At 71.9% G+C, this 13,765-nt stretch carries 10 protein-coding genes and 1 pseudogene; 4 read left to right on the top strand and 7 right to left on the bottom strand.

The annotated features are described in order from the left end of the window. Positions 1-180: 180 nt before the first annotated feature. Positions 181-4,842, bottom strand: a complete 4,662-nt coding sequence (locus tag ACGFU6_RS24180) for a CHAT domain-containing protein (protein ID WP_393613756.1) — start codon at positions 4,840-4,842, stop codon at positions 181-183. Positions 4,843-4,908: 66 nt separating this feature from the next. On the opposite strand from ACGFU6_RS24180, the gene ACGFU6_RS24175 reads away from it, so the two are divergent. Beyond that, the gene (locus ACGFU6_RS24175; RefSeq protein ID WP_393613755.1) at positions 4,909-5,295 is read left to right on the top strand and encodes a hypothetical protein; all 387 of its coding nucleotides are present in this window, start codon (positions 4,909-4,911) and stop codon (positions 5,293-5,295) included. 6 nt (positions 5,296-5,301) lie between these two features. Next, entirely contained in the window at positions 5,302-6,126 is an 825-nt protein-coding gene (locus ACGFU6_RS24170) for a hypothetical protein (RefSeq protein WP_393613753.1), read from the top strand. A gap of 159 nt (positions 6,127-6,285) precedes the next feature. On the opposite strand, the gene ACGFU6_RS24165 is transcribed toward ACGFU6_RS24170, so the two are convergent. Continuing rightward, positions 6,286-7,452, bottom strand: a complete 1,167-nt coding sequence (locus tag ACGFU6_RS24165; protein WP_393613751.1) for an FAD-dependent oxidoreductase — start codon at positions 7,450-7,452, stop codon at positions 6,286-6,288. A 102-nt stretch (positions 7,453-7,554) separates the two neighbouring features. Here ACGFU6_RS24165 and ACGFU6_RS24160 point away from each other — a divergent pair, with 102 nt between their 5' ends. After that, the gene (locus ACGFU6_RS24160) at positions 7,555-8,247 is read left to right on the top strand and encodes a TetR/AcrR family transcriptional regulator (RefSeq protein WP_393613750.1); all 693 of its coding nucleotides are present in this window, start codon (positions 7,555-7,557) and stop codon (positions 8,245-8,247) included. 86 nt (positions 8,248-8,333) lie between these two features. On the opposite strand, the gene ACGFU6_RS24155 is transcribed toward ACGFU6_RS24160, so the two are convergent. Continuing rightward, entirely contained in the window at positions 8,334-8,789 is a 456-nt protein-coding gene (locus tag ACGFU6_RS24155) for a hypothetical protein (protein ID WP_393613748.1), read from the bottom strand. Between the two features lie 27 nt (positions 8,790-8,816). Between ACGFU6_RS24155 and ACGFU6_RS24150 the strand changes: the two genes are divergently transcribed. Beyond that, on the top strand, positions 8,817-9,167 hold the full coding sequence (locus ACGFU6_RS24150) for a hypothetical protein (RefSeq protein ID WP_393613944.1): 351 nt from the start codon (positions 8,817-8,819) through the stop codon (positions 9,165-9,167). 68 nt (positions 9,168-9,235) lie between these two features. Here ACGFU6_RS24150 and ACGFU6_RS24145 read toward each other — a convergent pair. The 4 genes and pseudogenes from ACGFU6_RS24145 to ACGFU6_RS24130 form a co-directional block, all read right to left on the bottom strand. Next, positions 9,236-9,385: pseudogene (locus ACGFU6_RS24145) on the bottom strand (NUDIX hydrolase); the annotation flags it as partial. A gap of 206 nt (positions 9,386-9,591) precedes the next feature. Beyond that, the gene (locus ACGFU6_RS24140; RefSeq protein WP_393613746.1) at positions 9,592-10,053 is read right to left on the bottom strand and encodes an SRPBCC family protein; all 462 of its coding nucleotides are present in this window, start codon (positions 10,051-10,053) and stop codon (positions 9,592-9,594) included. Between the two features lie 121 nt (positions 10,054-10,174). Continuing rightward, complete coding sequence (locus tag ACGFU6_RS24135) at positions 10,175-11,287, bottom strand: NUDIX domain-containing protein (RefSeq protein WP_393613744.1); 1,113 nt, start codon at positions 11,285-11,287, stop codon at positions 10,175-10,177. Positions 11,288-11,481: 194 nt separating this feature from the next. Further along, complete coding sequence (locus ACGFU6_RS24130) at positions 11,482-13,344, bottom strand: ABC transporter ATP-binding protein (protein WP_393613742.1); 1,863 nt, start codon at positions 13,342-13,344, stop codon at positions 11,482-11,484. Positions 13,345-13,765: the final 421 nt, after the last annotated feature.

The following is a 13,765-nucleotide window of genomic DNA, read 5'->3' as shown; positions in this document are numbered from 1 at the left end:
CTGGCTTCTTCAGCGGCTCGTGAGCGTGTGCCGACTGCAGAAGGTCCAGGTCGGAGGCTTCCGGGCCCGGGGGGAAGAACCCGGACCGCTCCGGACCCGCGGCCTGAGCCCCGTATGAGAGCGCACCGACCCCGGCTCTCGTCCTGCCGCCGGCCCGGCTCGCTCCTGCCCACGCGGCGGCTACGCCCCCGCGTGGACGTACGTCGCCCAGATGTGGGGCCTGTCCGGGATTCGGCGCCGTAGCTGGCGGACCGTGTCGTGCAGGGCCTGTGCGGCGTCGGGGCTGTCCGGGGCGGTCGTGCGGCGATAGAAGTCCCGCGTCATGTGGTCGGCGTGCATGCTGTCGATCGTCCACAGCGTGCCGACCGCTGTGGGGAAGCCCGCAAGCAGGAATGAACTCGTGATGTGGATGGCCTCGTCCACCAGGCGTTCGGCGGCGCGGGCGGTGCCACAGGCCGCGAGGAAGACGAGCCGTGCCGAGCGTGGGCGGACCCGGCAGATCTCCAGGACCGAGACCGGTTCGCCGCTGGGCAGATGCAGCAGGGCGCCCGACGGTTCCGCCGGGTCCGATGCCGCATGGCAGCCGAAGTGGGCCCATGAGGCCTCGTGCAGCGCGGTGAGCACCGCCTCACGGGTGGCGGCCGGGCCGATCAGAGGTGGCCGCGCACCGAGAAGTTCGGCCGCGTGCGTCGCCGCTGCCGCCACGCCGGGGAGGTCGTCCTCCCGCGCTGCGACGAGGAGTGCGCTGCCGTGGTCGGCGGTGTCGCGACGGCGGGCGCGGGCTCGCGCGTAGGCGAGGGTCTGCAGGCCGGGTGCGTAGGACGAGACCACGGTGTCGAGGGCGGCGCCGCAGCCTTCCTCGGCGCATTCGGGCGCCGTGCACTCGGCCGCGTGCAGCGGCAGGGCGCTGAACGGTCCGGTCGCCACCCACCAGACGCGCGGCCACTCGCCCTCGCGCGGGACGGTTGCCACCGGTCCCACGGACTCCAGGACCGGGCGCACGATGCCGTGCCAGATCCACGCCAGCGTCTCGCGGACCGCCTTGCCTGCGGCGACGAGCCGAAGAGGTGAGGGGCGGGACGCGCCCTGGGCGTTGATGGCATCGACCGCGTCGCGCAGTCGGCGGGCCGCTTCGGTGATCTCGTCGGCACCGGGGACGAGGCGTAGTGACGTGACCGACTGGCGGGTGATGACGAGGGCGTGGCAGTAGCGCCTGCCGTGGTTGAGGACGACGACGGGGCCATCGGCGGCGAGCGCTCTGCACCCCGCTGCGGTCAGTGGCCGCAGGAAGTCCTCGAACCCCGGTTGCGTGCGGATGTGCTCAACGAGATCGTCCAGTTCGTTGGACGTGCGCAGGGCCGCGAGCCGGGCCCACTCGGCGGCCCCCGCGGCAGAGGCGTCCGCTTCGGGCCGGGTGCCGGGCCGGGTGCCGCGCCGAATATCGAGTCCAGTGTCGAGTCGGGTGTCTAGCTGGGTGTCGAGTCGGGCGTCGAGCCGGTCGGTCAGCTGCTGGAACCGTTCGGCCAGTTCTGGAAACGCGGCCTGCAGACCGCTGATGTCCGCGCGGGCCTCGATGCGGCGCGCCAGCAGCAGGCCACGGCCACGTTCGAGCAGTTCGGCGGTACGGGCGACGTCGGGGCCCCGGACCGTCTGGCCCGGGGCGGGGAGGCTGTCGGGTCCGGGCGGATGTCCAGCGTCGAGGGCGCGCACGTCCCGTTCCATGAGACGCACCCGCTCCTCGATCCGCACGGCGGACTCGCGCAGATCGAGGGCGCACAGGATCAGCTCGACGACCCCTCTGATGTCGCCCTCGAAGGTGGACAGGCCGTGCTCGGCGGATGCCTGGTCGCTGCCTCGGTCGGTGATCCCCGCCATCGCCTCGACGGCCGCTTCGAGATGTGTCAGTGCCGGTCCGATCCCCTGCTCCCCGCCGCCGATCGCGCGGGCCGCTGCGCCGATCTCGCCGTTGGCGCGCATCCAAGCGGAACCGACGAGGTCGTCCCAGCCCTCGGCGGGCTCACGGCCGGCGAGACGGGAGCGGAGGCCGTCGGCGAAGGCGGCGAGCGGACCGAGCAGGACACCGGCACCCCGAGCAGGCTCGCAGGCGGTGTCGTCGGCCGCGGAGGTATCCGGGCGGCGCACGGGGGCAGGGGGGTCCGTCGTCGATATGTCCGGGAGGCGGTCGCGGCCGATGAGGTCGAACATCGGGCCCATCACGTCGGCCAGGTCGATCGGTGACCCGTCCGGCGTCAGATCCTTCAGAACGCCCTCCAGGCTCCGCGCCTCGGTGAGCAGAGCCCGTGCTCTCTCCGGTTCGACGGCGCGAAGGATGGCGGAACGCTGCATCAGGACCCTGACGAGCGTCATTGTCGCCATGATCCGCATCGGATGTCCGACGGGGCATGCCGAGAACGTCCTGCGGCACTGTTCGACGACCCCGTCATCGAGGTCGGGCCGCGGGCCGCCGGGCCCCACGGATTCGACCAGGTCGACATAGGCGTCGCCCATCAGGTCGTACCAGGGCGGTTCCTCCCCGTCGGACGTCCCGGCCCGGGTGATCTCCCGCAGCCCATGGGCGATGCGCCGGGCACGCTCCAGCTGCGCGGGCTCATGGCCGAACACGTAGTTCTGCAGGGCGTTGTGGAACTCCGCGCGTGCTGTCAGCACTTCCTGGTCGGTCCGGCTCAGGCCGGCGCCCTCCTGAAGTGCGGTCTCCTCGGGAGTCGGCGCGGGTGCCGAGGCGAGCAGGGCCGCCGCCTCACGCGCGCCTTCCGCGTCGTGGGAGCCGAGTGACAGGATGCTGAGGGCGTGGGCGAGTATCCGGTCGTACTCGCTGGGCGCGTCACCGGAGTTGGCTCCGGCCTCACGGAGCAGCCGTACGACCTCTTCGAGGACGGCGGGATCGGGCCGTTCCGCGATGCCGGCGGACAGGATGCTGCCGAGCGCCCCGGACAGGGGCCGGCGCAGCTCAAGGTCGTCATCGTCCGTGGCGTCGAGGATCTCGCGGAGCGTCGTGGCGGCGGAGTCGAGGTGCTCGGGACTGTCGAGGCGGATCTCGGACATCCGGGACAACGCCGCGACTGCCCGTCGGATCTCGTCGGGCATGTCCTCGTCCCGCGCGATGTCCGCGGTGATCGTGAGGGCGGCCACGGGCAGCGCGACATCGAGGATTCCCCGGCGCAGCAGATCCGTTGCGGGGAACCCGGGTGGGGCGAGGGCGAGTGCCTCCTCGGTCAGCTCGCGGGACTCGGCCTCCAGCAGCCCCGCGCGGGCGGGCGCACGGTGGCGCAGGGCCTCGGCACGCAGCCCGGTGAGGGCGGCCAGGACCGCGAGATGGGCATGCCGCTTGGGGTGGTCGGAGGTGAGAAGAGCGAAGGCGGAGCGGTAGCGGCCGATACGCTCGTCGGCGCCCTCTCCAGTAGGTCCTCCAGCACGTTCCTCAGCGCCGACTTCACCGCCGTCCCCGCCGCCAGCGCCGCCACCTCGGCCTCCGCCGCCAGCGCCGCCACCTCGGCCTCCGCCGCCGGCGCCCCAGCCACCGTCCCCGTCTCCAGCGCCACCGCCTCCGTCGTTGGCGTCGTCGTCGTCGGCGAATCCGACTATCAGCGAGAGGGCTTCGACTTCGAGGTCGACCTGTCGGCCCTCGCGGGCGGCGTTCTTCCTCTCCTGCGCAGCGAGGCGGTCGAGCAGTGGCGCGGCCCGTCTCATGGCGTCCGGGGCGTCGCTCTCGGCCAACGACGCGAACTCCTGGTACGTCGCGAGCGTGTCGCTGCGATCCTCGTTCAGGGCGCCGCCCGAGGCGAGGAGCTGCGCCGCTTCCAGGGCCGCGTCCTCGTCCTCGCACGCCTGGGCGAACGCGGCGAGCGCACTACCGAGGGCCACGGTGACCGCGCCGCGTTCGGGGTGCCCGGCCGGAGTGTCGGTGTATGCCGCCCGCAGCCGGCGTACACCGCACGCCACACGGCCCGCGTCCTGCTCGGCCACACCGGCTTCAACGATCAACGAGCCGATGCGCAGGTCGAACTCACCCGGCCAGCCGACGGGCTGGGCCTCCAGCACCCGCAGCAGTCGCAGCCCTTCCGCGGCCTCCGGGGTGAGGGTGTCGTCCGGGACCGCCGTTACCAGCCGTTCGACCCGTGCGAGCCCGGGAGAGCCGAGCAGCCGGGCGGAGTCGATCACCGTACGCAGACAGGCCGCGGCTGCGGCGCGCGCTGTATCCGGGTCGAACAGGCCGGGCGCGACGGCCAGCCGCCTGCACACCTCGCGGCCGTAGCGGGCGGCATTGGCCAGCCCGTCCGGATCTGCCTGCGTCTGGAACCGGTGCATCCACAAGTCGTGCGCGTAGACGGCGAGCTCGACGAAGCCGAGCTGGTCGTCGGCGTGCACGAACTCAAGAGAGGCATCGGACCAGGCGAGTGCGCGGTCCAACGCCGCCGCCCGCTCCTGAGGCACTCCGCTCACCGCGACGCCGGCATGCACCGAGCACACCAGGTGTGCGAACCGTGCTTCGTGGGACGGGTCGGCGGCGTCGAAGCCCTCCTTCAGGGAATCAGGGAGTCCGGCCTCCGTGGGCAGGCGCGGGCACAGGAAGCCGAAGGCGGAGACCGCGACCGTCGTGTTCTGCACGGAGTCCGGATCCTCGGCGCCCTGGTGGCGGCCCCAGAACGTCCAGAACACCGCGGCGACCGCGTCGAGATCGATCGAGTCCTCCGGTGAAGGCGTCGCCTCGGCTAGCAGGGCCAGCGCCTCGGTCACCGCCTCCTGGTCGCGCAGCGGCGTGACGTCACCGGTGCCGAACGCCGCGGTGAGACGTTCGACCACTCGTACCCGCAACTCGGACATCGCACCTACATTAGTCTGATCAACAGTCAGGGAGCCCGGTAAATACCGGATTTCGAGGAGGACCGGGTGAGTGACGGGGCGAAGGCGCGCGGGGTGTACGAGGCCGCCGTCGAATACCTGTGCCGCAACATCGAGGAGCTGCGTCCGCTCATCTCGCCCACCGTGTGGGAAGCGGCCTTCCCCGTCGTACGGGACGCCGCTCCGGCCGGTGCCGAGTGGCGGGACGCCGTACGCGCGCTGCACGACGCGGTCGAGTGGGCCGGCATCCCGAACGGACTCGGACTGCCGGCAACCATGGGGGTCGGCGACTGGCCCGGAGCTCCCACCCAGCAGTCGGTGGGCTGGGTCTGCCCCACGAGCCGGTGCGCCCGGGTCGAACTGCGCGCCGGGGCGGTGACCGGCGCCCCGGCCTGTGAGCTCGCCGGAGGCCCGATGCGCCTGGTGGACGGCTGACGGGGCATGGGTCTGCTCATCGAGCTGCAGAAGCGCATACCCGACGGCTGGTTCCTGCGGCGACTGCTGCCCGCCGTGCTGTTCGTCGTCGTCGCGGTGGTCGGCGGCAGGGACCTGGGCCACGCCCACTGGAACGACATCGGCCTCGCGCGCGAACGGATGGCGGACGCGCTGCGTACGGGTGGCGGCCCGACAGCGGACACGGTCGCCTCGCTCGTACTCGTCGCGGTGCCGGTGCTGGGAGCCGCGTTCACCGTGCCCTACGCGGCGGCCGCGATCGGCTCTCTTGCTGCTGGGGCCTGGCCGTGGTGGCTGATGCCGCTGGGCCGGCGGGTGACCAAGTGGCGGGTGCGGCGCTGGGCCGAACCGGACGTGCTGGCCCGGCGCTCCGTGCGGGCTCGCGCCGACGGCCACGCACTACGCGCCGACCGGCTCGACGCCCGGGCCGCCAGGGCCGGAACGGGCGGGCGGCCGAAGTCCGCGACCTGGTGCGGCGACTGCCTCCGCCGCACCGAGGAGAACGTCGCACGACAGGCCGGTGGGGACGTCGCCGACGGCTGGACCGCCCTTCTGTTCGGTGCGGCCGACCAGCCCCGCGCGGCACTGGCCCAGGCCCGCGACGCCTACGACGCGGCCTGCGAAGGTCTCGCCTGGAGCGCGGCTTTCGCGGTGCTCGGCGCCTGGTGGTGGCCCGCGGCCCCGTTCGGCGTCCTTCTTGGGCTGGCCTCCTGGCGCTCCCTGCGCCACGCGGTGCAGGCGCTGTGCCGCACGACGGAGGCGGCATTCGCACTGCGCGGGACGGGGCAGCCGGGTGAGGGCGCGCAGTCATGAGCCGGGCGGCGACCGATGCGCGAAAGCGAAGCCGCCGACGTGTACACCCGCGCGGCCTCGCGCGGGACCACGCCCAGCGACCAGGGCGTCCGGTCGGCAGTGGGATGCCGAGCTAGGGAGACGGCACGAACCAGGCGCAGGGGATGGCCGGTTCCGCACTCATGACGGTTGTTCGTCCTCGGCCGCCATGCGGCCCCCGGCCGTGATGTCGTCCTCGGTCATCATGGCGATCCAGCTGTGGGGCGCGTTCTCGCCCAGCATGATGCCGTAGACGTCCTCGCCCGCCGCTTCGGCGGCGCGCCCGAACATGGCCTGCTCGTACTCGGCCAGCGCCTTCTCGGTGTCCCCGGCATGCCGGGCGATGGCCTGGCCGAGCTCGGCGCCGTCCAGCATGGCCAGATTCGCGCCCTCACCGTTCGGCGGGGTGAGGTGGGCGGCGTCGCCCAGCAGTGTGACGCCGGGGCGCGGACTCCAGCGGTGCCGCACCGGGAGTGTGTAGAGGCGGCGCAGAACAGGCGCCGTGTCGCTGTCTGTGAGGAGAGCGGTGAGGTGCTGGGCCCATCCGTCGAACTCCGCGAGGACCCGCGCCGTCACGGTCGCGGCGTCGGTGAGATCGGTGCCGGCGAGCCAGTCGAGCGGCTTCACGAGCTGCGCGTAGGAGTGCAGGTTCCCATCGGCCTCCCGCATGGCCAGGAATCCCATTCCCGGCGCGAGCGCGAACAGCGAGCCGGCGCCCACTGCGGCCGCGGTGGCGGGATGGCGGGTGGCCGCGTCGGACAGGAAGGTCTCGACGGAGACGACGCCGGCATACGTCGGGGTGGCGTCCGACAGAACGGGCCGGACCCTCGACCACGCCCCGTCGGCCCCGATCAGCAGGCTCGCGATGACCGTGCCGCCGTCAGTGAAGCGCACTTCGTGGCGGCCGCCGTCGAGGGCTCGTACGCCGGTGACCTTGTGCCCCCACCGGACGGTGCCGTCCGGAAGCGAGTCGAGCAGCAGCCGGCGCAGCTGTCCGCGCTGCACCTCTGGACGTGAGCCCGTCCCGTCGTCGGGAAGGTCGAGCAGTACGGACCCCGTCCGGTCCAGGACCCGGTAGGACTCGCGCCCCTCCAGGGCGAGGCCTCGGAACGCCTCGATCAGGCCGGCGGCAGCCAGAGCACGCCGGCCGTTCCAGGGGTGTATGTCGAGCATGCCGCCCTGGGTGCGTGCGGTCGCGGAGGCTTCCGCTTCGTAGACGGTGGCCGGGATGCCGTGGATGTGCAGGACGCGGGCCAGCGCGAGACCGCCGAGGCCGGCTCCGATGACCGTGACTTCGGGTGACGTCATCTCTATCTCCAGAGTTGATCGGTTGGTCGGAATTGATTGGATCGTCGCTCCAATGAAACGTACACCGCTTGGAGCGGCGATCCAACGTGGCAGAATGAGGCCATGACAACCAAGGGTCACAGGGCGGCGCGACGCACCGACGCACTGTCCAAAGAGGTGATCGTCCAGGCCGCGACCGAGATTCTTGACGCCGATGGCGAGGCGGCACTGACGTTCCGCGCGCTCACCCGCCACTTGCACACCGGCTACGGGGCGATCTATCACCGAGTCGCCAACAAGAGCGACCTGCTCGCGGCAGCCGCCGACGGTGTGATCGCTCGGGTCATGACCGGGCTGGCCGTCGAGGGGAAACCCCAGGAATTGCTGCGCGCGCTCGCGCTCGGCCTGTTCGACGCGATTGACGCGCACCCCTGGGCCGGCGCTCAGCTCACCCGGGAGCCCTGGCGGCCCACGCTGCTGGAGGTCTACAAGAGTGTCGGTGAGCGGTTGCAGGCACTCGACGTACCCGAGGACGCCGTGTTCGACTCGGCGGGCGCACTCGTGAACTACATCCTCGGAGTCGCCGGGCAGAACGCCGCGAACGCCCGCGTGCTCGCCGGAAGTGAGACCGAACGGGACCGCCTTCTGGCGGAGGTCGCAGAGCAGTGGGCCCAGCTCGACCCGGTCCAGCACCCATGGGCGCGCAATGCGGCGAAGCGCCTGCCGGAACACGACGACCGTGCGCAGTTCCTGGCCGGCGTCGATCTCATCCTCGCCGGGATCGAGGCCGTCAACCGTGGGCGCAGCGAGAACTGACCCCGGCTCTTGCCGTCTGTGCTGCTGCGGGTCTCAGACCTCTGCCGTCTGCGTGACGCGACGGCGTGCGCAGGGGGTCACCGGGATTACCGGGCCGTGCGGCCGGTGAGTTCGGTGACGGGCTGAGGGGCGGCGCGGGGCAGACCGAGCTGCCGGCGGGCCCGGTGGACGGCAGCGAGCTGGTCGGCGGCCGCATCGCCCCAGTCGAAGAGCGACAGAGCCTGCTCCGGGGTGGCCAGGACACGTGTACGGGTGCGACCGCTGGCCGGAGCGGGCCGTTCCGGGCCCACCTCGGTGAGGGCGGCGGCGTAGCGCAGGTACCCGCGTGGTGCCGAGGGGGCGTTGACGTACCCGAGGAGCACCGGAGCCCCGAACGTGGCCGCAGCTTCCTCTTCGGCCTTCCGGCGCAGAGTGGATACGGCGTCGCCCCGGTCCTGTTCCTCGGGTGAGCCGCCGGGAAGCGTGGCGACTCCGGTGCCGGGTTCGAGGAGTACGAGAACGCGCCCGTCAGGCGCGAAGAGCCATCCCCACACCTGGTTCACGGCGAGATCCTGCGGCGCCGCGCCGTCGTGCCACGGGTAGCGGCAGATAGGGCGGGCGGTCCGCAGGACGCCGAGGCGGTCCAGGACGGTCGGCGCGATCGGGAGGCCGTTCGCCAGAAGTACGGTGCCGGCGGCGTTGATCCGGGCGCGCAGCGCGGACAGGGCGCGGCGGGCATCGGACGGCGCGAGCAGTTCGGGCAGCCGTGCGGGCTCGATGAACTCGATGCCGGTGATTTCGCTCGGAGGCAGACGGATCTCGGAGATCCGGGCGTCGTCCCAGGTGCCGCCGTCGAATACGTGCAGGATCTCGCCGGGAAGCGCACGGCCGGGGCGGCGCCGGTGCTGTCGGCGCTGATCCAGTCCACGGCCAGGCCCTGATCGATGACAGCGGTGACACCGAGCTCCTCCATGAGCTCGCGGCCGGCACCGTGGGCGGGGGACTCGCCCGCGTCAACACCACCTCCCGGCAGGAGACAGGTGGCGAGATAGTCGACGTGCTGCACCAGAACGTGCCCGAATGTGTTCGTGATCAGCACAGAGGTCCCGGCCCACAGGGCGGCCGAGGCACGCAGCGCCCCGTACTCCTCGTCGGTCATGGAGGAGCCGGACAGATCGTCGGGGCATGGCTGCGCCATGACGGTCCGATCAGTAGTCGGTACAGGCGAACGAACGGATGAAGAGCAGCCGCGTCGAGACGGTCCGGGGGACGGCGCTCAGCCGATGGAGATCGTCGAGTGCAAGTACGGGCACGAGTACGGACACGAGTACGGACACGGACCGGGTGGAGGGCGACCGGTGCCCTCTACTCCACCGTCCGCGCCAGGATGCCGAGCGTCGCGCGCAGTCCGGCCTCGGGGATGACCGGAAAGACTCCCGCCTCGCGGTAGCGCTCGTCGATCTCGCTCCAGTCGTAGTACGACGTCACCAGCGTGCCGCCCGAGACGGGTTCCAGCTGGTAGCCGTAGATGTGCCGCATCGGAGGCTGCACCTGGCCGGAGATGGTCCACTCGATGAGGGCGTCCTGCTCGAACCGCGTGATGATCACGGTGACGTCGTACTTGCCGAGCGGGTAGTCGTTGAGCGACTCCCGGTCCATGTGCACGATGAACTCCTCGCCGGCCGCGCGCACGGGATCGCCCTCGGCGGACTGCAGCATCCCCGAACTGTCGATCGCGACGTGTCCCGAGGGGTCGCTCAGCACAGCGAAGATCTTGTCCGGGGCCGCGGCGATCTGACGCCGCACATCGAATCGGTCTGTCGTCATGCCGGTCAGCCTCGCACAGACCGCCCCGCAGAGACCGCCCCCGCACAGGCCGGACAGTGGCCGGGGCCAGGCGGGGGCCGACTTCCGCCCCAGAGGCCGCCGCACCCCGGCAGCGCGATGCTCAGCCGTTCCCCCAGCCCCAGGAGTCGAAGTAGGCGGTCGTGCCGGTCAGCCGGGCCGTCATCACCGCCTCCAGGCGGGCGAAGTCCTGCGAGGGCATGAGCGGTTCCCATTCCTTCAGCGTGAGGACACGCAGCGCGTCGTGTTCGTCCGGGTCCAGGACGATGGACCGGATCTGCGCGTCGGAGAGCCGGCCGCCGTCGAAGACACATCCGGTCGTACTGAACGGCCAGCCGCCTCCGGGTGGCCCGAAGACCGAGGCGAGCAGTCGGGGCGGCCCCGCCACGTCGAGCCCGGTCTCCTCGCGGCATTCGCGCTGGGCCGTCTCCCAAGGCCGCTCGCCGTGATCCATCGTGCCGCCGGGAAACTGCCAGGGATGTGCCTGGGAGTAGGTGGCCCGCAACTGCACCGGACGGTTGTCCCGGTCGGTGAAGAAGATGAACGCCGATCCGGTCGACTTGGGCACGGACGACGCGTACTCCTCCGGCGGCAGCAGTACGCGGGCGGTGCGCGGCTCGGCGATCCGTCCGGCGGCCTGCCCGGCCATCGCGCGGACCCGGACATCCGGCCCGCCCGACTGGAGCGGGATGGCACGAGCGGTCGGGACGGGGTCGCTGCGATCCGCGTCCGCGGCGTACGGGATCAGGTCGTCCGGGTCCTGGAAATGGAGGGCCAGGTGTCGGCCACTGCGGTACGCGTCGAGCCCGGCCCGGCAGTAGGCCACCATGGGCGAGACCAGGTGCTCCAGCCGGAACCAGGCCATGCCGTCGCACACCGCAGGTTCCAGAATGCGGGGTGCGCCCTGCCAGTTGAGAACCTCGAAGAAGAACCCGACCCGGGCCGCGGTGCCGGACGGAGCGCGGTGGTGCACCGCGACCGCGAAGCTGACGTCGGCCGGGTCGATCAGCACCCCGGTCTCCTCGCGCGCTTCGCGGATCAGCGCCTCGCGGATGTCCTCGCCGTCCTCCGTATGCCCGGACGGGAGATGCCAGAGCCCCGCCGCGTAGACGTCTCCGGCGCGTCGCGACAGCAGGATCTCCGGTCCTGCGGGTGTTTCGCGGCGCAGGATCAGGTGGACGTCGACGGGCTGCTTGTACCGCTGCTCGCGGGTCACGAAGCACCCCCCGGCCGTCGGGCGAGCACGGCCGCGTTCACATCGACGTGCGCCGGGGCCGGTACGACGGGGTCGGCGGCAGTTCCGCCGGGAGGTGTGATCACTGTGTGTCTCCGTGGGAGGGATGGCTCGTCCGGGAGCCAGGTCGGTTTGCGGCGGGGCTGACGGCTCGCTGCCCCACGGCCGGTCTCACGTCACGCGTGGGTTCCGTATGTGTCGTCGTTCGCCTCGGAGGTGACCTGGTAGGAGAGCAACTGCTTGAACAGGCCCTCTTGTCCGGCGAGATCCTTGTACGTGCCCTCCTGTACGACCCTGCCCCCGTCCAGGACCACGATGCGGTCGGCGACGGCCACGTTCGTGATCCGGTGGGTCACCAGCAACACCACGCGGTCCCGGGCCAGGTTCCGGAGCCGTTGGAAGATCCTGTACTCGGCGCGGGGGTCGAGGTTCGCGGTCGGCTCGTCCAGGACCAGGAGGCCGGCTTCGCGGAAGAACGCCCGCGCGAGGGCGATGCGCTGCCACTGGCCGCCGCTCAGCTCCTCGCCGTTCAGCCACTCGCGGGCCAGGAGGGTGTCCAGGCCCGCGCCGAGCTTGTCGACGACCTCGTCCGCGTCGGCGGCCTCGCAGGCCTCGTGGACCGCGGCGTCGCCCCGGGCGGTGGGCTGGCCCTGGGTCACGTTCTCCCGCACCGTCAGCGGCCAGTGGGCGTAGTCCTGCGGCACCAGGGCCACTTGCTGCCACAGGGCCTGCGGGTCTGCGTCGCCGGTGGGGACGCCGTCCCACAGCACCTGTCCGCCGGTGGGCAGGTAGAGACCGCTGACCAGCTTCGACAAGGTCGACTTCCCCGAGCCGTTGAAGCCCACCAGTGCGGTCACCTCGCCGCGGCGCAGGGTGAGCGAGACGCCGGACAGCGCGTCCTGGTCCTTTCCGGCGTAGCGGTGCGAGACCGACCTGATCTCGATCTCGTCCGGTGGCTCCGGCAGGTGCTCGCCACGGCGCATGGCGTACCCGCCGGCCAGGTCGAGGAATCTGCTCCAGTCGTCCATGTACAGCCCCGTGCGTACCGCCCTGGCCCCGACGGCGACGAGCCCCCGTACCGACTGGCCCACCGTCTGCAGGGCGAAGACGGCCGTTCCGGCGTGCCCGACGCTGATGCGGCCGGTGGCGAGCAGCCACACCACCGCCGCCCACACGACGGTCGACCCGAGGCCGCCGCACAGTGCGCCGATCAGCGACATACGGGCGCCCTTGTCGGCTGCGACGCGGTCCTCGTGGTTGATCCGGGCGACTGTCTGCCGGTAGCGGCCGGACAGGAAGCCGGCCATCGTGCCGGCCCGGATCTGGTCGGCGGCGTCCCTGGTGAAGATGTGCCAGCGCAGTACCGACAGCATGCGGTTGTCCCCGTTGCTGCGGAGGTTGGCGAGGTAGCGGACCCGGGCGGCGCTGACCTGCGCGAGGGCCTGCGGCAGGCTGGCCGCGACCAGGAGGGGGAGGAGCATCCAGTTCACCCCGGCGAGCACCGCGGCACCGGCGAGGAAGGACGCGGTCGAGGCGATCAGGTCCTGGCCCTCGTTGATCAGGTCGCCGGTGACCTGCGCTCCTCGGTCGGCGGCTTCCCGGTCACGGTTGAAGTCGGGGTCGTCGTAGGCGGACAGCTCCACCGTGGCGCAGCCGGTGAGCAGCATCTGCTCGGCCTCGCGCGACATCAGGGGGCTCAGCCGGGAGGAGAGCCAGCTGACGGTGATCCCCAGCAGGGCGCGCACCCCGGACGCGGTCGCCAGCAGGGCCACGGACGGCCAGGCCTGAAGAAGCCGGTGGTAGACGTCGCCGCCGGTCAGCAGGGCCGTGAGGGTGCCGCTGATCGCGATCAGGCCGAGGGCCTGCATCACGCCCGCTACCCACTGGCACAGCAGCAGGCCGAGGGTGGCCCGCCGGTCGACGCGCCAGGCGAGGGCGAGGGAGCGCCGGACCAGCTGGGGCAGGCGGCGGGCCATGTCACGCATCCGGATGGACCGCCCGGCCGCTTCGCGGCTGCCGGTCAGGTCCACGTACCGCATCTCCGGCGCGGGGGAGGCCTGCTCCGCAGCGGCGGCCGTCGCGTGCTCCGTCGACCCGGGCGGCGGGGGGTGGACGGAAGGGGGGTGGGGCGCGGTCCGGGGACGTGCCCGGTTGTTTCATCGGTCGGCTCACTCATGCCACCCACCCCGTATCCGGACAGGCTGAGCGGCGGGTGCGGTCGGTGCGGCCCACCGGCACGGTGGCAGGTCGCTGTTCGATTCCAGAGGGCTGATGCACGGGAGTGGGGGCGGGGATCACGGTGTTGCTCCATCCGAGCGGCGAGTGGCACTAGTGCTCTAAAAACGCGCCGGATCGGGCTCCGTCACGGCTCATTTTGTGAACGCATGTGCTGATCGGGCCGATTGGGCGGGCAGGGCGCGGCGGTGGGCCCTGAAATCAGTTCGACGCGGTCGCTCACTC

Origin of the sequence: Streptomyces sp. NPDC048462 (assembly GCF_043200175.1) — a bacterium.
GTDB lineage: Bacteria > Actinomycetota > Actinomycetes > Streptomycetales > Streptomycetaceae > Streptomyces.
The sequence above is the reverse complement of the archived record's forward strand: the minus strand, read 5'-3'. Positions and strand labels throughout refer to the sequence as shown.

Coding starts and splice junctions, on each gene's coding strand:
- ACGFU6_RS24180 (WP_393613756.1), bottom strand. CDS start 4,842: ATGTCCGAGTTGCGGGTACGAGTGGTCGAACGTCTCACCGCGGCGTTC.
- ACGFU6_RS24170 (WP_393613753.1), top strand. CDS start 5,302: ATGGGTCTGCTCATCGAGCTGCAGAAGCGCATACCCGACGGCTGGTTC.
- ACGFU6_RS24165 (WP_393613751.1), bottom strand. CDS start 7,452: ATGACGTCACCCGAAGTCACGGTCATCGGAGCCGGCCTCGGCGGTCTC.
- ACGFU6_RS24160 (WP_393613750.1), top strand. CDS start 7,555: ATGACAACCAAGGGTCACAGGGCGGCGCGACGCACCGACGCACTGTCC.
- ACGFU6_RS24140 (WP_393613746.1), bottom strand. CDS start 10,053: ATGACGACAGACCGATTCGATGTGCGGCGTCAGATCGCCGCGGCCCCG.
- ACGFU6_RS24130 (WP_393613742.1), bottom strand. CDS start 13,344: ATGCGGTACGTGGACCTGACCGGCAGCCGCGAAGCGGCCGGGCGGTCC.